At 68.0% G+C, this 19,610-nt stretch carries 19 protein-coding genes; 10 read left to right on the top strand and 9 right to left on the bottom strand.

All coding sequences use genetic code 11. The features are described from left to right. The first annotated feature begins 47 nt into the window (after positions 1-47). The 3 genes from ACIHA7_RS27010 to ACIHA7_RS27000 are packed head-to-tail and all read left to right on the top strand — an operon-like array spanning position 48 to position 2,778. Positions 48-935, top strand: coding sequence for an ABC transporter permease (locus ACIHA7_RS27010; protein WP_397293714.1), 888 nt, complete (start codon positions 48-50; stop codon positions 933-935). Beyond that, complete coding sequence (locus tag ACIHA7_RS27005) at positions 932-1,999, top strand: ABC transporter substrate-binding protein (RefSeq protein WP_397293713.1); 1,068 nt, start codon at positions 932-934, stop codon at positions 1,997-1,999. The genes ACIHA7_RS27010 and ACIHA7_RS27005 overlap by 4 nt, the downstream gene beginning before the upstream one ends. Beyond that, complete coding sequence (locus tag ACIHA7_RS27000; RefSeq protein ID WP_397293712.1) at positions 1,996-2,778, top strand: ABC transporter ATP-binding protein; 783 nt, start codon at positions 1,996-1,998, stop codon at positions 2,776-2,778. Before ACIHA7_RS27005 ends, ACIHA7_RS27000 begins: the two co-directional genes overlap by 4 nt. Positions 2,779-2,790: 12 nt before the next feature. Here ACIHA7_RS27000 and ACIHA7_RS26995 read toward each other — a convergent pair whose 3' ends face one another. The 4 genes from ACIHA7_RS26995 to ACIHA7_RS26980 form a co-directional block, all read right to left on the bottom strand. Further along, the gene (locus tag ACIHA7_RS26995; protein WP_397293711.1) at positions 2,791-3,165 is read right to left on the bottom strand and encodes a type II toxin-antitoxin system VapC family toxin; all 375 of its coding nucleotides are present in this window, start codon (positions 3,163-3,165) and stop codon (positions 2,791-2,793) included. Beyond that, positions 3,162-3,419, bottom strand: coding sequence for a type II toxin-antitoxin system Phd/YefM family antitoxin (locus tag ACIHA7_RS26990; RefSeq protein WP_397293710.1), 258 nt, complete (start codon positions 3,417-3,419; stop codon positions 3,162-3,164). Before ACIHA7_RS26990 ends, ACIHA7_RS26995 begins: the two co-directional genes overlap by 4 nt. Positions 3,420-3,549: 130 nt before the next feature. After that, positions 3,550-4,464: a transglutaminase N-terminal domain-containing protein gene (locus ACIHA7_RS26985; RefSeq protein WP_397293709.1), complete on the bottom strand. Its 915-nt coding sequence runs from the start codon at positions 4,462-4,464 to the stop codon at positions 3,550-3,552. Further along, a complete protein-coding gene (locus ACIHA7_RS26980) occupies positions 4,461-7,325 on the bottom strand; it encodes a circularly permuted type 2 ATP-grasp protein (protein WP_397293873.1) in 2,865 nt (954 codons plus the stop codon). The genes ACIHA7_RS26985 and ACIHA7_RS26980 overlap by 4 nt, the downstream gene beginning before the upstream one ends. Before the next feature lie 344 nt (positions 7,326-7,669). On the opposite strand from ACIHA7_RS26980, the gene ACIHA7_RS26975 reads away from it, so the two are divergent. Then, a complete protein-coding gene (locus ACIHA7_RS26975; protein ID WP_397293708.1) occupies positions 7,670-7,876 on the top strand; it encodes a hypothetical protein in 207 nt (68 codons plus the stop codon). Between the two features lie 25 nt (positions 7,877-7,901). Then, positions 7,902-8,546, top strand: coding sequence for a hypothetical protein (locus tag ACIHA7_RS26970; RefSeq protein ID WP_397293707.1), 645 nt, complete (start codon positions 7,902-7,904; stop codon positions 8,544-8,546). 13 nt (positions 8,547-8,559) lie between these two features. On the opposite strand, the gene ACIHA7_RS26965 is transcribed toward ACIHA7_RS26970, so the two are convergent. Genes ACIHA7_RS26965 through ACIHA7_RS26955 form a run of 3 tightly spaced genes read right to left on the bottom strand, consistent with a single transcriptional unit; the run spans position 8,560 to position 10,206 of the window. Further along, entirely contained in the window at positions 8,560-9,177 is a 618-nt protein-coding gene (locus ACIHA7_RS26965; protein WP_397293706.1) for a LysE family translocator, read from the bottom strand. Positions 9,178-9,235: 58 nt separating this feature from the next. Continuing rightward, positions 9,236-9,844: a recombination mediator RecR gene (gene recR / locus ACIHA7_RS26960; RefSeq protein ID WP_397293705.1), complete on the bottom strand. Its 609-nt coding sequence runs from the start codon at positions 9,842-9,844 to the stop codon at positions 9,236-9,238. A 20-nt stretch (positions 9,845-9,864) separates the two neighbouring features. Continuing rightward, on the bottom strand, positions 9,865-10,206 hold the full coding sequence (locus ACIHA7_RS26955; protein WP_397293704.1) for a YbaB/EbfC family nucleoid-associated protein: 342 nt from the start codon (positions 10,204-10,206) through the stop codon (positions 9,865-9,867). A gap of 249 nt (positions 10,207-10,455) precedes the next feature. On the opposite strand from ACIHA7_RS26955, the gene ACIHA7_RS26950 reads away from it, so the two are divergent. Genes ACIHA7_RS26950 through ACIHA7_RS26940 form a run of 3 tightly spaced genes read left to right on the top strand, consistent with a single transcriptional unit; the run spans position 10,456 to position 12,273 of the window. Further along, on the top strand, positions 10,456-11,037 hold the full coding sequence (locus tag ACIHA7_RS26950; RefSeq protein ID WP_397293703.1) for a hypothetical protein: 582 nt from the start codon (positions 10,456-10,458) through the stop codon (positions 11,035-11,037). A gap of 53 nt (positions 11,038-11,090) precedes the next feature. Continuing rightward, positions 11,091-11,906 carry a MerR family transcriptional regulator gene (locus ACIHA7_RS26945; RefSeq protein ID WP_397293702.1) on the top strand — a complete coding sequence of 272 codons (816 nt, stop codon included), beginning with the start codon at positions 11,091-11,093 and terminating at the stop codon, positions 11,904-11,906. A 16-nt stretch (positions 11,907-11,922) separates the two neighbouring features. Then, entirely contained in the window at positions 11,923-12,273 is a 351-nt protein-coding gene (locus ACIHA7_RS26940; protein WP_147132278.1) for a VOC family protein, read from the top strand. Between the two features lie 59 nt (positions 12,274-12,332). Here the strand turns inward: ACIHA7_RS26940 and ACIHA7_RS26935 are convergent, their stop codons facing one another. After that, entirely contained in the window at positions 12,333-12,767 is a 435-nt protein-coding gene (locus tag ACIHA7_RS26935; RefSeq protein ID WP_397293701.1) for an SRPBCC family protein, read from the bottom strand. Positions 12,768-12,974: 207 nt separating this feature from the next. Between ACIHA7_RS26935 and ACIHA7_RS26930 the strand changes: the two genes are divergently transcribed. Further along, positions 12,975-14,414: an FAD-binding oxidoreductase gene (locus tag ACIHA7_RS26930; protein ID WP_397293872.1), complete on the top strand. Its 1,440-nt coding sequence runs from the start codon at positions 12,975-12,977 to the stop codon at positions 14,412-14,414. After that, a complete protein-coding gene (locus ACIHA7_RS26925; protein WP_397293700.1) occupies positions 14,411-15,727 on the top strand; it encodes a class I SAM-dependent methyltransferase in 1,317 nt (438 codons plus the stop codon). The genes ACIHA7_RS26930 and ACIHA7_RS26925 overlap by 4 nt, the downstream gene beginning before the upstream one ends. 7 nt (positions 15,728-15,734) lie before the next feature. On the opposite strand, the gene ACIHA7_RS26920 is transcribed toward ACIHA7_RS26925, so the two are convergent. Beyond that, positions 15,735-19,313 (bottom strand): protein kinase, encoded by a 3,579-nt coding sequence (locus ACIHA7_RS26920; protein WP_397293699.1) that lies wholly within the window; start codon positions 19,311-19,313, stop codon positions 15,735-15,737. Positions 19,314-19,610: the final 297 nt, after the last annotated feature.

Here is a 19,610-nt window from a genome sequence, read left to right as displayed (position 1 = left end):
GTGTCCGAGGTGGGCCTGGGTCGGCGTGGACTGTCGCCGAGTTCCGCATGACCGCGATCAGCACCCCGGACACCCAGCCGGTCCAGACGGACCAGCCTGCCGTGGCACCGCGGCGACCCCGCGACTATCGCCGCCTGCTGGCTCCGGCGCTGACCCGGGTCGGGGCGCTGGCGCTGGTGCTCGGGCTGTGGGCGGCGGTAACCGCGGCCGGGCTGGTCGATCCGCTGTATCTGCCGTCGCCGCGAGCGGTGTGGGATGCGTTCGTACGGGCCAACTCCCGGCATCAGATCGCGCCGGGTGTGGACCGCACGGTGATCGGTGAACAGAACTACTACCTGTGGGAGCACCTGCTCGCCAGCCTGCAGCGGATCGGCGCCGGTGTCGGGATCGCGATCGTGGTCGGTCCGCCGGTCGGCTTCGTGATGGGGATGCTCACCCCGGTGCGCCTGGTCACCGAGCCGATCCTGAACTTCCTGCGGTCGCTGCCGCCGCTCGGTTATATCGGGCTGTTGATCGTCTGGTTCGGCATCGGCGATCTGTCGAAGGTCTGGCTGCTGTTCCTCGCCGCGTTCCCGCCGATCGCCATCGCGACACTCGGCGGTGTCACGGGGGTCAAGCAGGACTATCTCAATGCCGCCCGCGCGCTGGGCGCCGGTCGCGCCCAGGTCATCTCGCGCGTGGTGCTGCCCGCGACGCTGCCCGAGGTGATCGGCGGCATCCGGATCGCCACCGCGTTCGCGTGGACCACCGTGGTCGCCGCGGAGCTCAACAACGGCATTCCCGGCATCGGCGGCCTCGCGTATATCGCGGGCACACAGCTGAATACGCCACTGACCATCGCGTGCATCATCGTGATCGGCTGCGCCGCGCTCGTACTCGACTCCGTCATCAAATTTCTCGGCACCAAAGCAGTTCCGTGGAAAGGCAAGGTATGAAAGCCGCAGTCCGTCGCCTGGTCACGATTGGTCTCGCCGTGGCCGCCGTCGTCGCGGCGACCGCAGGGTGCGTCGAGTCCGGCCGCGGTGATACCGGAGTGGCAGGGGCGCAGGCGAGTTGCCCGTTCGCCGCGGATCCCAGCGTCACCACGCAGGCGCGGATCGGCTTCCAAGCCATCCCCAATGCCGATCTGTTCGTGAAGGATCGCGGCCTGCTGGCCGCCTGCCTGCCGAACGCGAAAGTCACCTGGAGTCAGTTCTCCTCGGGAGCCGACGTGGTCCAGGCCTTCGGCGCGGGCAGCCTCGACATCGGCACCATGGGGTCGAGCCCGGCGACCAAGGCGCTGTCCGCACCGCTACGGCTGCCGGTGCGCGTGCTGTGGATCCACGATGTGATCGGCAAGTCGGAATCGCTTGTCGCCAAGGACAAGTCGATCACCACGCTGGCCGGGCTGCGCGGCAAGCGCATCGCGACACCGTTCGGCAGCACTGCGCACTACAGCCTGCTGGCCGCGCTCGGCAAGGCCGACCTCGGCAGTGACGTACAGGTCATCAACTTGGCGCCCGATGCGATTCCCGGCGCCTGGAACGGCGATCAGATCGACGCGGCCTGGGTGTGGGATCCGACGCTGTCGAAGCTCCTCGAGTCCGGCGGTCACCTCGTCACCTCGAGCGCCGATACCGCGGCCGCGGGCGCGCCGACCTTCGATCTGGCGGTCGCGAGCACCGAGTTTCTCGACGAGAACCCGCGATTCGCGGTGATGTGGGCGAAACTGCAGGACTACGCGGTGACGCAGCTGCGGAGCAAGCCCGAGGATGCCGCCGTGTCGATCGGCGCGCAGCTCGGCATCGCGCCCAAACTGGTCGGCCCGCAGCTGGCCGGGTACACCTACCTCGGCGCGGCCGAACAGGCCGACGCGAAGTACCTGGGAGGCGGATTCGCCGCCGATCTGCGCAAGACGGCCGAATTCCTGTTGAGCCAGGGTGGTGTCGATTCGGTTGGCGACGAAACCGCTTACCGCAGTGGTATTTACGCTGACGCGGCCAAGGGAGCGTCCGCGTGACCGCGCTGGACGAGCACCGGGTCGTCCTCACCGGCGTCAGCAAGAGCTACCGGGGCGACGACGGCCCGACGCAGGTGCTCGCACCGACCGACCTGACCATCGAGAGCGGCGAATTCGTCTGTGTCGTAGGGCCTTCCGGCTGCGGCAAGTCGACGCTGTTGAACATCCTCGCTGGGTTCCTCGCGCCGACCGAAGGCACAGTGCAAGTCGGCGGCCGCACCGTCACCGGCCCCTCTCCGGACCGCGGCGTCGTCTTCCAGCAACCCAATCTCTACCCGTGGTTGTCGGTCCGCAAAAACGTCGAATTCGGCCCCGAAGTCCGTGGCGTGCCCCGCGATGAGCGCCGCATCGAAGCCGAACGCATGCTCACCTTGGTCGGCCTGGACCACCTCGGCAACCGCCGCCCCTACGAACTCTCCGGCGGCCAGCAGCAACGCGCCCAAATCGCCCGAGTCCTGGTCAACGACCCCCAAATCATCCTGATGGACGAACCTTTCGGCGCGCTGGACGCGCTGACCCGCGAGAACCTCCAGGACGAACTCCGCACCCTGTGGCGCGACCGCAGGAAAACCGTCCTCTTCGTCACCCACAGCATCGACGAGGCCCTCCTGCTCGGCACCCGAGTCATCGTCATGGGCACCCGCCCCGGTCGCATCATCTACGACAACCCCACCACCTTCAAAACCCCCCACACCACCCCCACCCAGGCCCGCACCCACCCAGCCTTCGCCCACATGCGCGACGAAGTCTCCGCCCACATCTACGCCGCCCACGCGTAACACGGCACTACATCAGGCGGCGAGAATCGCGACCTCGTACTTCTGGCACCATGCGTCATGGGTGACCAGCGTGAGACCTTCAGTTTGCGCCTGCGCCACCAACATTCGGTCGAATGGATCCCGGTGAATCAACGGCAGTCGGCCGGCCAGTCTCGCATGCTCGGCGCTGATGGGCAGCGGAAGGAACCCGCTGCCCATCACGTGCTCGGGCAGGTCGATCGGCCCGGTCAGTTTTCCCAGGGCCTGTTTGATGGCGACTTCCCACACCGTCGCCGCGCTGACGTAGATATCCGGATCGTGTTCGATCCGCTCCTTGAGATCATCGGACAGCGCTGGATCGTCGGTCAGCCACCACACGATCACGTGGGTGTCCAGCAGCAGTCTCATGCCGTCGTGCCGAAGTCGTCGGCGATCTGTGCGTTGGTCGCGTCGGAGTCCCAGTCGGTGGCGAGCACGAGTCGCCCCCGCAGCGAGCCGCGGCCGACCCGGTTGACTCGCCGGACCAGCGGGACCACTTTCGCGACGGGGTGACCGGCGCGACTGATGACGATCTCCTCACCGTGTTCTACCCGCTCGATGATGCGGGACAGATTCGTCTTCGCCTCGTGGATATTGAACTGTTCAGCTGCACTGCCCGACATGATCCACCTCCTTAGCTAAGAGGTTAGTCCGGTAAGGTGCCGAGTGCAACGGACTTGCCATAACCACAGTCTGAGCGGGGCGTGGCGGCGCAGCGTCACAGCAATCAGGCAGGCGACCCACACGTGTGCGTCATCCACATACGGGGGAGACATCGACCGAGACGGTGATCGTGCTGTGTTTGGCGTCGGTGTAGATGATGCCGCGGAGTGGGGGGACGTCGGCGTAGTCGCGGCCCCAGGCGACGGTGACGTAGCGCTCGTCGCCGAATTGGTTGTTGGTGGGGTCGAAGTCGATCCAGTGGCCGGTTCGGTCGTGCTCGTCGACGCCGGGGACCCAGACGGCGGCCCAGGCGTGGGTCGCGTCGGTGCCGATCATGCGGTCCCGACCGGGGGGTGGGTCGGTGGCCAGATAGCCGGACACGTAGCGGCCGGCCAGGCCGTGGGAACGCAAGCAGGCCAGGCCTATACGGGCGAAGTCCTGGCAGACCCCGGCGCGGGCCGCGAAGACGTCGGCGACCTTGGTGGAGACGGTGGTCGAGCCGGAGCGGTAGGTGAAGTCGTCGTGGATGCGGCTGGTTAGTTCGGCCACCGCGTCGAGCAGCGGACGGCCGGGGGTCAGCGACTCGGCCGCGTATGCCCTTACCTCGTCGGTGATTTCGGGTGGTTGCAGATCCAGGGTGAACTCCACCGCGAGCGGCCCCGTCGCGCCGGTCGGACGGGCCAGTTCCCACGGCAGACCGGCAGGCCCGTCCGCGGCATGGTCGCGGCGATCGACTTCGACCAGCGAGTCGCCGGTGACCACCAGGGCCCGATGGGGGGCCGTCACGTGGAAGTACGACGTGGTGTTGCCGTACACATCCGAGCCTATCGACTGGTCCGAGGGCGCCGGGTCGATCGAGATGTCGTGCGAAAGCAGCTTCTGACCGGAGAATTCGCGCGGCGTCAGGTAGGCGCGGCCGTAGGAACTGGTGACTTCGTCGGAGTAGCAGTAGGTGGTGCGGTGCGCGACGCGGTAGCGCCGCACCGAACCGGCGCGGTCGATCATCCGACCACCCGCGTGCTACCCCACAGCGGCTGGAAGCCGGCGGGCAGCGACAGTCGCGCGGTCTCGAACGAGTCGGACAACTTGCGCAGCCGCAGGTGCACACCCTCCAGTAGCTCGAGCAGTTCGGTGCGTACGCCGTCGTCGTCGGTGATATCGAGGTCGTCCGGGTCGACGCGGCGCAGCATGCGTTGCGCGTCGGCCAGCAGGCGTTGCGGCCGCGACGATCCCGAGGCACCGGGCAGCGCCCGCAGGTCGGCTTCGAGCCGGTCCAGCTGGTAGGCCAGCGAACGCGGATTGGCGGTATCGAAGAGCAGCAGTCCGGCGACCGCGGAGATCCGCACCGAATCACCGTGGCGCCGACGGTAACTCACCTGCGACTCGGCGGCCCGCAGCACCGACGTGGTGACCACCCGTTCGGCCTCCTCCGGAAACTCCTGCGTCAGTGCGGCCGACATCAACGCGGTGAGCGCGAGCCCGCGCTCGATCCGTTTGCCGATATCCATGACGTACCAACCGGAGTCGCGCACCAGCGATTCGGCGCCGATGCCGGACAGCGACAGCAGCGCGGCCAGGGTCAGTGAATGCACCGCAGACAGCGCGGTCTCACGGTCGCCCTCGGTGCTCCGGTACTCCGTGAGCGCCCGATCCACGGCGCTCAGAATCATCCACGTGTCGGCGGACAGCTGGTCACGCACAGCACGCGCGGCGTTCTCGTATCGATCGATGGCGAAGGCCAGCGAACCGGGCAGCTCACGGTCGACGGTCAACGCCGCCAGGTATTCATACCCCGATCGGGATGCTCCGGCCGTAGGCGGCGGGCCGGACGACCCTGGCGCCAAAATACCTTGCTCCTGCGCCGCACTCGCCGCGGCAACGATGGCCCGCTGCAACACTCCCGGCCGGACCGGCACCTGCGTTTCGTCGGCGATACCCGCGCCCGCGACATCCGCCCGGTCGGATTCCGCCGAATCAGGCTCACTCCCGGCCGCGCCCGCGGGATCAGGCGAAACCGGCTCTGCCGCGGCGCTATCGGCGTCATCCACACCAAGCACCGCGTCCGGTGCGGCGGTGCAGGTGGCGCGAGCCAGCGCGGCCATCAACACCGGCATCGCCTCGGCCCCCTCCAGCCACGGCCGATAACGGAAGTCCTGATACCGGTCGTGCGTGGCCATGAGCAGCCGCGCGGCGGACTCGGCCCGCTCCCCGTAACGCCCCATCCAGAACAGATCGTTGAGCACACGCGGGGAACTGACGGCCGCCACCACCGGTGCGGCCCGCCGCTCACGTTCCTCGTGCACCTCGGTACCGACCGCGGGCACCGGACTCGGCGCCGCCCTGACCCAAATGTCCTTGGCACCAGCCCTGATCACCGCGCGGTCGGGCAGCGTGCGCTGATGCAGCCGGCCGAGGCCACCCGCCATCGCGGTGTAGCCGCTGCGGCGGGCCATCGAGAACAGCCGCATGCCGACCGGCGCGGGCGCCAAGCCGCCGTAGCCTTCGACCGCGGGCGCCACCGAGAACTGCGCGGGTTCCTGGCCGACCCACTGCCAACCGGTCTTCTCGATCCGGTCCCGCAGCTCGGCGCGCTGTCGAATCGACAATTCCGGCCCGAAGAGGGTGGCCCCGTCGACGGCCGACCGAATGATCAGCCGGTGCAGGTTCTTGATCAGTTGGGCGCGTTCTTTATCGTCACCGCCCCAATAGGTCGGTGCGCTCTCCAATTGCAGGTCCTCGCCGAGCAGCGCTCTGGACAGGCTCGGCAGGAACCCGGTGAGCGCCGGGTTCTCCAGCAGTCCACTGCCCAGCGTGTTCACCACGGTGACCGCGCCCCTGCGCAACACCTCGACCAGCCCGACCACGCCGAGCCGCGAATCCGGGCGCAGGTCGAGCGGATCGGCGAACTCGGCGTCCACCCGGCGCAGCACCACATCGACCCGGCGCAGCGTGCCGAGCGACCGCATCCACAGCGCACCGTCGCGCACCACCAGATCCGCGCTCTCCACCAGGGCGAAGCCGAGCATCGAGGCGAGATTGGCCTGGTCGAACGCGGACTCGGAGTGCACACCCGGACTCAGCACCACGACGAACGGATCGTCGGCCTCCCCCGGCGCCGACTCGATCAGCATCAACCGCATCGCCCTGGCGAACGGCGTCAGCGGACGCGGATTGGAATGCTCGAACGCCTCCGGGATCGCGGTGGACACCACCCGCCGATCGGCCAGCGCGTACCCGGCGCCGGACGGGGCCTGCGCCCAGTCGGCACTCACCCGGAATTGCCCGTCGCTCCACCGGCTGATATCGCAGCCGTGCAGGAACAGCTGGTGCCGCCCCGGCACCGTAATGCCGTGGGCGGCACGGACATAGCCGCGGTAGCCGAAGATCACCTCGGGTGGCAGCAGCCCGCTGGTGAGCGTGCGGCGCGGGCCGTAGACATCGGTGAGTACCTCGTCCAGCACCCGTGAACGCTGCACCAGGCCCGCCTCCAACCGGGTCCAGTCGTCCGCCGAGACAAGCAGCGGGATCGGATCGAGCCGCCACGGCGTCGCCACCGCTTGCTCCCCCTGGCCGATCACCTCGGTGTAGGTGATGCCGTCGTCCTCGATCAGCCTGCGCACCCGATTGTCGAGTCTGCCGAGGCCTGCGGTGCCGAGCTCGACGAAATCGGCGGACAGCTCCGACCACATCCGGCGCACCTTGCCGTCCGCATCGACCAGTTCGTCGTAGTAGCCCGCGGTGGGTCTGCCGCACTCGTCATAGGGCGCGGTCTCGACGCCGCCGGTGCGGTATCGCGCGAACTGCTCGGCCACTTGCTCGCGCAGGTCGGCCGCCGCGTTCGTCTCCCGCACAGCGTCCTCGCGCATCGTCACCGCGCCGACCTCACTTCCGCTGCCAGACGTGCCTGACGGTTCGCTGACCGATCCCGGCCGGTCGGCGCTCACCCGTGCCCTGCGCACCGCCGCCCACCGATGGTGCTGTCATTTTCGCACGTGGATCGCGGTGATCCAGCCGTATCGCGAGGTACCCGGTCGCCACAAAGCGCCGATTGCCGAGTGATTGCGCGGCCACCGGGCCCGAATGCGCCCGGCATAGGCCGAACCGCCCGGGTGCGCCACGCCCGGCGGGCGACACACATCGCCGACTTCCCCCAGCGTCCGGCTCGGAAGTGGTAGACAAAGATAACGAACCGATCACGTCTGGAGGTCACATGCGTGCGCCGGATTGTTCGTCCTGCGAATCCGCCGTCGACCACTGCCACGGCACCCTCGTCGTCCATGCGGGCAGGCTCACCGAATGCACCGAAAACGACTGTGTCGACCTGGATTACGTCAGGCACACCTTCGTCGTGGACTGCGCCGACGTAGCGGGCGGCTGCGCCTGTGCCGAGCCCGACACGGCCCGTCGCCTGGCCTGAACCGCGCCGTACGTACCCTGTGCGGGTGAGCTATGACCACGTCTTGCTGCCATCAGGTGTCGCGTCATCGATCGCCGAGGTGGACGCTTACCTCAGCACCCAACAGGGACTCCCGGAGGCGGGCATGGTCGCGCAGATCGCGGCCGAACTGAACAAGGCCAACGCCGAGGTTCCCGAGGACGACAGCTTCCTCAGCGTGCACCCCGTCGGCGGCGTCGCGACCGGCGCGGCGCTACAGGTGCCGTGCCCGTACGACGCGATCGGCTTCGTCCGCCAGCTGCTGTTCGCGATCGCGACGCCGCTGAACTACGCGATCTACGATCCGCAGCTGGCCTGGCTGATCGATCCGGCCGGGCACGTGCCCGCCACGGTCACCCACGGCGGCGCGGGCGAGTTCCCCTACCTGACCAAACCCCTTGCCGATCAGTGGGTCGCCGAGCTGGCTCCGCCGAATCCGTATCTGGTGGTGGAACGCGACGATCAGGTCTACATGCAGACCTACCGGGAGAAGACCGGCGCGTTCACCCTCGAGTACCGAGATGGCTCCCCGGACAAGCACTTCGGCACCACGGTGCTCGACGCGCCGACGGTGTCCGCGGTGATCTGGGACTGGGCCACCGACGACCGCAGCCGCATGCAGACGCTGCCGTGGTCGCGCGTCGAACTCTGAGTCGCGGTGCCGCTCACTGGTTTTGCAGCGCGAGGCGACCGGCCAGCGCGATGAAGGAGACGCCGAAAACCCGGCGCATCCAGGTCACCACCGTGGGCCGGGAGATGACGTGGCTGCGGACGGCGGCCGCGCACACGCCGTAGACCGCGAACACCACGAAGGTGGCGAGCATGAAGATCGCGCTCAGTTCGAGCATGCGCGCCAACGCGTTCGGCGAACCGGTGGGCACGAACTGCGGCAGGAACGCGAAGAAGAAAATGGTCAGCTTCGGGTTGAGGATATTGAGCAGCACCGCCGAGGTGATCACCTTGCGGGCCGAATAGGCGCTCTGCTCGCCGCCCTCCGGCACGGTCAGCGCGCCCTTGTCCCGGAAGGTGCTCCACGCCATGTAGATCAGGTAGGCGACGCCGAGATACTTGAGGGTCTGAAAGGCGACCGCGCTCGTGTGCAGCAGCGCGGCGAGGCCGGTGATCGCCGCGAGCATGTGCGGGACGGTGCCCAGTGTGCAGCCGAACGCCGCGATCACGCTGGCCTTCGTCCCCCTGGAGAGACCGGCCGCCAGGGTGAACAGCGCGCCGGTGCCGGGGGTGGCGACGATGACGAGCGTGGTCAGCATGAATTCGATGCTCATCCCCGACACAGTAACCTGCCCGAGATGCCCCGCAACCCCCCGAGATTCGGGGCAGGAGTCAGAGCGCGCGGCGCCCGGACAGCGCGCGACCCAGCGTCAACTCGTCCGCGAATTCCAGATCGCCACCCATCGGCAACCCGGAGGCGAGCCTCGTCACGCTGAGGCCGGGGAAATCGCGCAGCATCCGCACCAGGTAGGTGGCCGTCGCCTCGCCCTCGGTGTTCGGGTCGGTCGCGATGATCACCTCGGTGACGTCGATGCCGTCGGATTGGTTTCCGATGCGCGCCAGCAACTCCCGGATCCGCAGCTGGTCCGGGCCGACGCCGCTCAGCGGGTCCAGCGCGCCGCCGAGCACGTGGTATCGACCACGGAACTCCCTGGTGCGCTCGATCGCCTGCACGTCCTTCGGCTCCTCGACCACGCAGATCATGGTGCGGTCGCGGCGCGCGTCGGCGCAGATCCGGCACGTCTCACCGTCGGAGACGGTGCCGCAGACCACGCAGAACTGCACGCCGTCGCGCACCTTCTGCAGCGCGGCCTGCAACCGGTCGATCTCCGGCGGCTCCACCTGGAGGAGATGAAAAGCGATGCGCTGCGCGCTCTTCGGACCGACGCCGGGCAGCTTGCCCAACTCGTCGATCAGATCCTGAACCGGACCCTCGTACAACGGCTATGTCCCCGTGGCTCTCAGAAGCCCGGCAGCCCGGGCAGCGAGCCGCCGCCGAGCCCACCCGAGAGCGGGCCGAGCCGCTCGGCCGCCAGCTGCTGCGCGTTGGCCATCGCGTCGTTGACCGCGCCGATCACCAAGTCCTGCAGCGTCTCCACGTCCTCCGGGTCGACCGCCTTGGGATCGATGGTCAGCGCGACGACCTCGCCGGACGCCTTGATGGTGACCTTGACCAGCCCGCCGCCGGCCTGGCCCTCCACCTCGGCCGCCGCGATCTCGGCCTGGGCCTCCATCACCGCCTGTTGCATCTGCTGGGCTTGGGCGAGTAACTGCTGCATGTCGAACTGACCACCGGGCTGCACGGCATATTCCTCTCTGGGGAAAGTGTCACTGATCAGCCTAGTCCCTGAGTTGGGCGCGGTGCCGGGCCGCCTCGGCCGCCCGGCACACCGGCCCGCCCGGGATTCCACACCGCACTTACTGCCCGCCGGTCGTCATGTTCTCGATGCATGACCGGTAACAGGTTGGGTAAGTCCAGCTTCAGAACATCAAGATCGACCTAACATCAAAGAGTAGGTCGGGAGACCGTGCGGCAGTTCTGGAGTACCGATATGAGCACGATGAGGGCACGTTTCCTGAGCACCATGGTGCTTTCCCTGGGGGTTCCCGGCATTTTTCTCGGCGTGGCCGCCCCGACGGCGACCGCCGACGACGGTGTCACCGAGGCGGCCGCCGATTACGGCGGTGGCTGCGTCCTCGACCCGGACAACCGCGCGATCACGATCGACTCGCTGCGGTTCCGCTGCACACCCGAGCAGCAGGACGCGATCTTCCGCGACGCCGAACGCGGCGCGGTCCCGATGGGCGTGAAGAACGGCTGGGTGACCAGGCCGCCGACGATGCAGGGCGTCGCACCCGCGTTCTGGATCGGCAAGACCTTCTACACCGGGCCCGACGGCGGCTACCTGATGAACCGGGTCACCGGCGCCGGATACGAGGCCTGGCCCGCGAACGTCTACACCGCGCCCGCGCTGCTCGACGGCAGGCCGACCTGGGCACTGAACTACGACCCATCCCCCACCCCGCCGGTCTACGACGAGATCAGGGAGATCACCCCGGGTGTGTGGTTCGGCTACTCGTGGTGGCGCGGCGCGTTCCAGCACACCATGCTGCTGACCTTCGTGCTCGCCTGATCGACTTCGCCGAAAATTGACTCTCCCCTGGCTGGAGGGTGTTCGCTGAAGGCATGACCGCGACTGTCTCCATCGGGGAGTTCGCCAGGCTGACCTACCTGACTGTGAAAACGCTCCGGTACTACCACGACATCGAACTGCTCGAACCGGTTGAGGTCGACGCCTGCTCCGGCTACCGGCGGTACTCGACCGATCAAGTGGCGCAGGCCCATCTGATCCGGCGCCTGCGTCAACTCGACATGCCGCTGCCCGAGATCAAGGCCGTGCTCGCCGCGCCCGACGACGACATCCGCAACGCCGCCTTACGCGCCCACCTCGCGCGGATGGAGGCGGAGCTGGCCAGGACCCGCGCGGTGGTGGCCTCGCTGCGATCGCTGCTCACCCCGGCCGCGCCGATCGCCGTCGAATACCGCTCGATCCCCGCCTTTCCCGCATTGGCGGTGGCCGAGGTGGTCAGCCGGGCCGATATCGGACCGTGGTGCGCGGCGGCGTTTCCGCTGCTGCACCAGACGCTGAGCGCCGCGGGCCTCGAACCCGCGGGCGTGGACGGCGCCACCTACGCCATGGAGTTCTTCGAGAACGACATCGGCGAGGTGATCGCCTACGTGCCGATCCCACCGGCCGCCCGAATCGAACCCGTCGGCCGATCCTCGGTCATCGAACTACCGGCGCGCCGCTTCGCCATCGCGCTGCACGAAGGCGATTTCGAGGATTTCGACCGCACCTACGGCGCGCTCGGCAGCCACGTCGCCGAGCACGGCGGCGCGCTCGCCGAACCGGTCAGGGAGCGTTATCTGCTCAGCCCCGGCGACACCGACGACCCGAACACCTACCGCACCGAAGTCTGCTGGCCGATCGGCCTGCTCTGAGAAAGGGGAGAACCCTATGCCACTGTCGCTCGCGCACGTCACCGTCGACTGCCACGACGCCGCCGCCCTCGCCGGATTCTGGTCCGAATTCCTGGATCTGGCGGTAGACGAGGGCGCATCCGAACACTTCGCCACGGTCGGCCGCGCGGCCGGGGCCTCGCCGGTGCTGATGTTCATCCAGGTGCCCGACAAGAATCCGGGGAAGAACGTGATCCACCTCGACTTCCACGCCGAGGAGTGGCATCAGTACGTCGAGCGCGCGATCAGCCTGGGCGCCAAGCGGATCGGCGACTTCAGCGAGTACGGCGGGCAGTGGACCACGCTGGCCGACCCGGAGGGCAATCTCTTCGATATCGGCGCGAAGTAGCCCACCGGGTAGCCCGGCATTCAGCTGCCGGGCTACCCGGCCCGTTGATGACCTGCGGGTCAGGCGAGTTCGCGCTGCAGGTTGCCCAGCACCTCGGCCTGGATCTTCTTCAGCCCGAGCGGTGCGAAGATGCCCTCGAAGATGCCCGCGATGCCGCCCGCACCCTGCCAGGTGGTGCGCAGGGTGACCTGCGAGCCGGCGCCGTCCGGCGTCACGGTCCAGGTGTTCACCATGGTGGAGTTCGAATCACGCTCGGTGACAATCGAATCCGACACGGTGACGACCGCGTGCACGTTGCGCGTGCGCTTCTCGGTGGCCTGCAGCGTCCACTCCGCCACGGTGCCCGCACCCTTGCCACCCTCGACCACCTTGTAGTCGCGGTAGTGCGCGGAGAGAATGCGCGGCCGCACCGTCTGGTAGTCCGCGATGGCGTCGAGGGTGCGCTGCGGATCCGCCGCCACGGCGATCGAACTGCTGGCGCTGACCTGTCCCACAATGAGCTCCTTGTCCGGGTACGGTATGTCGACCGGTGTCCATCCTGCCCTGCGGCGGGCACCGCACCGCATACCGGTCGAGTCGTGTGGCGAACTTCTCCGAGTCGGCCGATATTCCGGTTCGCAACATATGCGTGACATTTCTCCCGAGACCCCGCCCTCGTGGTGGTCTCCGAATGCGGTGCGTACTAGCGTCGAGGGGTGGCAGTGAGTCTGTTGGGGAAGGCCGGACGCGCACCGGCCGCACAGGAATCCGGATTTGCCGCGCATCGGGCCGGTGTGGACCGACTGCTGGCGAGTTATCGCGCTATTCCCGGAAACGCCAACGTGCGGCTGGCGAAGAAGACCTCGAACTTGTTCCGGGCCAGGGCGAAAAACCCCGCGCCCGGCCTCGATGTCTCCGGACTGACCCGGGTGATCGCGGTGGACCCGGTGGCCAAGACCGCCGACGTGGCCGGGATGACCACCTATGAGGACCTGGTCGCCGCCACCCTGCCCTACGGCCTCGCGCCACTGGTGGTGCCGCAGCTCAAGACGATTACCCTCGGCGGCGCGGTGACCGGCCTCGGCATCGAGTCGACCTCGTTCCGCAACGGCCTGCCGCACGAGTCGGTGCTGGAGATGGACATCCTGACCGGCGCGGGCGAGATCATCACCGCCACCCCGGACAACGAGCACGCCGAGCTGTTCCGCGGCTTCCCGAACTCCTACGGCACCCTCGGCTACTCGGTCCGGCTGAAGATCGAGCTGGAGACCGTGCAGCCCTACGTTGCCATGCGGCACCTGCGCTTTCACGACCTGCGCGAGCTGGAGCGGACCCTCGCCACCATCGTCGACGAGAAGGCATACGACGGTGAGCGAGTGGATTATCTCGACGGCGTCGTCTTCACCGCCGAAGAAAGTTATCTGACCCTCGGCAGGCAGACCGACGAGACCGGTCCGGTCAGCGACTACACCGGCATGGACATCTTCTACCGGTCCATCCAGCACGACGACGACCGGCCCAAACGCGACCGGCTCACCATTCACGACTACCTGTGGCGCTGGGACACCGACTGGTTCTGGTGCTCGCGCGCGTTCGGCACGCAGAACCCGAAGATCCGCCGGTTCTGGCCGAAGCGGTACCGGCGCAGCAGCTTCTACTGGAAGCTCATCGCGCTGGACCACAAATACAACATCGCCGACAAGCTGGAGGCCAGGCAGGGCAACCCGCCGCGCGAGCGGGTGGTGCAGGACATCGAGGTGCCGGTCGAGCGCACCGCCGACTTCGTCGAATGGTTCCTGCGCGAGATCCCGATCGAGCCGATCTGGCTGTGCCCGCTGCGGTTGCGCGAGACCGGCGCGCCCGCGACGACCGAGCGCACCTGGCCGCTGTACCCGCTCGAGCCGAACCGGACCTACGTCAACGTCGGGTTCTGGTCAGCCGTCCCTACTGTGCCAGGACAGCAGGAAGGAGCGGCCAATCGGGCGATCGAGCGCACCGTGACCGACTTCGACGGACATAAGTCGCTGTACTCGGATTCCTACTACGACAAAGATGAGTTCGCGGCGCTGTACGGCGGCAATACCTACACCGAATTGAAGAGACGCTACGACCCGGACCAGCGGCTGCTGGATTTGTATTCGAAGGCGGTGCAACGCAAATGACGACATTCAAGGACCGTTCCGACGTCTTAGCGGACCTCGGTACCAAACTCAGCATTGCCGAGATCTTCGAGACGCTGATCGACGGCGAGGTACCGATCCGGCTGACCGCCTACGACGGCAGCACGGCCGGTCCCGAGGACTCGAAGTACGGGCTGGAGATCAAGACGCCCCGCGGCATCAACTATCTGGCGACCGCCCCCGGCGATCTCGGCATGGCGCGCGCCTACATCGCGGGCGACATGACCGCAAGCGGCGTCCACCCCGGCGACCCCTACGACATCTTGAAGGCGATGGAGGGGCTGAAGTTCCATCGCCCGTCCGCGCTCGCACTGGTCACCATCGCCCGCTCGCTGGGCTGGGAGCGGCTCAAGCCGGTCGCACCGCCGCCGCAGGAGACGCTGCCGCGCTGGCGCCGGATCGCGCTGGAAGGCCTGCGGCACTCCAAGACCCGCGACGCCGAGGCGATCCACCACCACTACGACGTCTCCAACAAGTTCTACGAGTATGTGCTCGGCCCGTCGATGACCTACACCTGTGCCTGTTACGGCGACGAGAACTGGACGCTGGAGCAGGCGCAGGAGAACAAGTACCGCCTCGTCTTCGAGAAGCTGCGGCTGAAGGAAGGCGACCGGCTGCTCGACATCGGCTGTGGCTGGGGCGGCATGGTCCGCTACGCGGCCAAGCGCGGCGTCAAAGTGATCGGCGCGACGCTCTCGGCCGAGCAGGCGGAGTGGGCCCAGCAGAAGATCGCCGAGCAGGGCCTGTCCGAGCTGGCCGAGGTGCGCCACTCCGATTACCGCGACATCCCCGAGGGCAACTTCGACGCGGTGTCCTCGATCGGGCTGACCGAGCACATCGGCGTGCACAACTACCCGTACTACTTCGAGTTCATGAAGGACAAGCTGCGCGACGGCGGCCTGTTCCTCAACCACTGCATCACCCGCCCGGACAACACCAGGACCACCAAGGCCGGTGACTTCATCGACCGCTACGTGTTCCCCGACGGTGAGCTGATCGGGTCCGGCCGGATCATCTCCGAGATCCAGAATGTCGGCCTCGAGGTGCTGCACGAGGAGAACCTGCGCGAGCACTACGCGCTCACGCTGCACGAATGGTGCAAGAACCTGGTGGAGAACTGGGATGCGTGCGTCGCCGAGGTCGGCGAGGGCACCGCGAAGGTGTGGGGCCTGTACATGGCGGGTTGCCGGCTCGGCTTCCAGCGCAACGTGGTTCAGCTGCACCAGGTGCTCGGCGTGAAGCTGCCCGAGGACGGCGACTGGACGGTGCCGCTGCGCCCGTGGTGGCAGCCGTAGTTCTCGCCTACTGCCCGTCCTGATCCAGGAGTTCTGCCAGGAACAGGGCGGGCAGCTCTATGTCTCCGGTATGTGCTGCGGCCGAGGGCATCTCGGCGCGCAGCACGCGCAGGATGGAGACGACGCCGGGGCCCGCGTCGAGCAGTGGTCTGGTCCAACCAAGCCGGGCGCAGACCGCGGCCGACGGCAGCAGCAGGCCGGTGGCCTCGCCGACCCAGCCCGAGGCGGCAAGACACTCGGCGAGCAGCAACGAGGCGTCCAATTGTGCGCGGGGACGCCGCTGTTCCAGCATTCGGCCGTGCAGGGCGCGCGACCGGCGGACCGCCCGGTCGTCGGAGCCGAGCCTGCCGTGGGCCAGCAGTTCCCGGATCGCGGCGACCTCCTCGGCCTCCGCGGCCAGCACGGCGGCGCCGGTCATCCGATGCCCCGCGTGCAGCGGCGCCGACGGCGATTCGGGGCCGGCGAACTGATCGTCGGCCTCGTCCAGCGGCAGGCCGAGCCGCAGCCGTTCGGCGCGGATGTGCGCGGCGAGCCGGAACAGCCTGTTGTCGTGCGCGATCCGCGCGCCCTCGTCGAGCCGGGTCGCCGCCGTGAACAAGTCGCCGCGTACCGCCTTGACGCGCGCGCCGATGACGAACGTCGAGATCAGGAAATCCACCGGGCCCACCCTGGCGGCCAGTTGATGGCTCTCGTCGAGCAGCTGGTCGGCGGTGTCGAGATCGCCGCGGCGGTAGTTCAATTCGCCGAGCATCGCCGAGGCCACCCGCACGGCGTGCGAGCGCGGACCCGATCGTGACTTCGCGACCTCCCAGGCCTGCTGGAAACACGCTGTCGCGGTGGGAATGTCGAGCTGCTCATAGGCGGCGGCACCGCGGCCGCACAACCCGAAGACCTCGCCGAGCGGATCCTTGGACCTGGCATGGTATTCCGCAGCCCAGTCCTGGATCTCGCGGGCGCCGTCGAAGTCGAACTCGCACAGGCGCACGAACGAGGTCAAGTTCGCTGCGGTGGACACCGTCCAGGCCGGCAGCTCGTCCGGCTTCTGCAGGCAGTCCGCAATCCGATCGAGCACGCCCTCGGTGTGGTCACGCGCGATCTGGTCGGCCGCGCCGAGCACGGCAGCCTGGCAGCGCTGCTGATTGACGTCCTCGTCGGTGGACGAGCCGCGGGCCAGGATGTTGGACAGCCTGCCGAGCGCCGTGCGCGCCGCGCCGGACTGCTGCAGGTTCACGTTGGCCCTGGCCACGGCCATCAGCAGCTTGGACCGCGAAGCCACCTGCTGCATCGGCAGCTTCGAGACCGTGCCGAGTAGCGTCGCCAGCCGGGACCGGTCGATCAGGTCCATGCCGCCGGTCTCCAGCAGATCGAGGGCCATCTTGAAGTCGGTGGCCGCCAGCGCGTGATCGACCGACTTACGCAGCAGCTGATGCTCGGCGTACCAGCGGGAGGCCTTGCGGTGCAACGACTTCAACCGGCCCGGCTGGGCACGTTCGAGCCGGGCCCGCAGGTGCTCGGCGAACAGCGGCTGCATCCGGAACCACTCCGGGTCGTGCACGATCCGGCGCACGAACAGCTCGCGCTGCTCGGCCTGCTCCAGCAGCTGCTCGGCGTCGGCGTCCTCGGACAGCGCCGCGGCCAGCGAACCGCACACCCGCTCGGTCACCGAGATCGACATCAGGAAGTCGAGCATCCTGGGTTCCAGTGTGTCCAAGACGTTTTCGGCGAGATACTCGCGGATGCCGTGGTTGCCCTCCGACAGATTCGCGATCAGCTGGGCGGGATCGGCGTTGCCGCGCAACGACAGACTGACCAGCTGGATCGCGGCAGGCCAGCCGTCGGTCGCCGTGTGGATCTGCTCCACCTGGCTCTCGGTGAGCGGAAATCCGTGGTGGCGCACCAGGATCTCCTTGGTCTCCTCGGTGGTCAGGCGCAGCGCCGACGAGCCGATCTCGACCAGTTCGTCGTGCACCCGCATCCGGCTGGTCGGCAGGCCGGACTGCTCCCGGCTCGTCACCACGAAGCGCAGATGATGACACCCGTTGTCCAGCAACGACTCCATCGCGCGTTGCGCGCCGGGGTCGGTGACCCGATGCCAGTCGTCCACCACCACCACGATGGTGCTGCCGCTCGCGTGGATCTCATCGATGAGCGTGGAGATCACGAAGGCCGCCGCATCGGCCGGGCGTTCCTCCAGCGCCTGATCCAACCCGGTGCCCACATCCGGGCGCACCCGGCGGATCGCCTGGATGAGATGGGCGAGGAACCAGATCTCGTTGTCGTCGTCGTGGTCGACGCCGATCCAGGCGACGGGGATGCCGCGCTCGGTCAGGTCGGTCCGCCACTGGGCGGCCAGGGTGCTCTTGCCGAAACCGGCGGGGCCATGGATGACGGCGAGCCTGCGCCGCCCGCCCGCCCGCAGGATGTCCAGCAGGCGCGGGCGCGGGACCGGTTCCCTGGCCGGGGTCGGTGGCCGGAACTTGGTGGCCGCGGTGGGCGGCAACGTGGTCGCCGAGCCGCCGCCACCGGTGTGCTGGGAGACCGCGGGGCGCAGCGTCAGGGGCCAGCTACGCCGGGCCGTCACCGCGGGCCGGGACTGGGTCGGCGTCGCGGAGTCGCCGGAATGCTCCATCGGCTCCGGCGCGGCAATGGTCTCCAGCAGCGCCATCTCGTCGGGCATCTGGTCGTGGTCGCGTTGCACCGCGCGCAGCAGCTGACCGAAGTCGTAGGCCGAGGGCGGGCGATCGTCGGGGTCGGTGGCCATGGCCTGCTGGATCACGTCGGCCACATCCGGCGGAATGTCGTGCTCGCGCAGATCAGGCACCGGCTGGGTGGTGATCCGCAGGAACTGCGCGACCACCTTCTCCCCCGCCTGCCGCTCGAACGCGGCGTGCCCGGTGAGCAGTGCGAACAGCGTCGCGCCGAGGCCGTAGACGTCGGAAAGGACGGTCGGGTCGTCGCCCTTGAGCACCTCGGGCGCGGTGAAGGCGGGCGAACCGGTGATCAAGCTGCTCGAGGTCTGGAAGCCGCCGGGAATTCTGGCGATGCCGAAGTCGGTGAGCTGCGGCTCGCCGTAGCCGCTGAGCAGCACGTTCGCCGGTTTCACGTCGCGGTGCAGGATCTGGGCGCGGTGCGCGCTCTCGATCGCACCCGCCAGCTTGACCCCGGCGCGCAGCGAGTCGCTCCAGGTGAGCGGGCCCTGATCACGGATCACCTGCTCCAGCGAGCCACGGGTGCAGAAGGGCATCACGATGAACGGCAGACCGCTCATCGTGACGTCGACCTGCAAGATATCCACAATGTTCGGATGGCCGGACAGCCTGCCCATGGCCTGTTCCTCGCGCAGGAAACGTTCGCGGCTCTCCGCCTCGATCTCCGAGGAGAGCACCTTCACCGCCACCACCCGGTCCAACGTCCGCTGGACGCAGCGATAGACCACGCCGAAGCCACCCCGGCCGATCTCCTTCGCCTCGGACAGCCCCATCGCGTCCAGCTCATCGGCGATCCCGATGAGCGGGTGGCGCTGGGTGTCCGAGTCGGCCAGGGTCGATTCGGGACCGACCTTGCCCGAACGCGTCCGTGGATTCACGTGACCACCTCGAACTCACATCGAATCGGCGTCACCGGCAACCAACAAGCACGCTGACACGCGGACATCATCGAAATCCCCGCGCGATGTCCGATATGTCTGCGCATACTCCAACGTAGCGCGGGCGCGGCACCTGGTGGGAGAAGTTTCCAAAGAGGGTGAGTTCCACGTCGACATTCCCCCGATCATCCCTGCTCAGCGCTGCGCCGCCGACCTGGTCGCCGGTGCGACCAGGAGCGCGAATCGCTCCACTCCATTCTGACGCGTGGCGGGGAGGAAGGACGCAATTTTCCAGCG

It is taken from the genome of Nocardia sp. NPDC052316 (genome assembly GCF_044547795.1).
Classification (GTDB): Bacteria; Actinomycetota; Actinomycetes; order Mycobacteriales; family Mycobacteriaceae; genus Nocardia.
The sequence above is the reverse complement of the archived record's forward strand: the minus strand, read 5'-3'. Positions and strand labels throughout refer to the sequence as shown.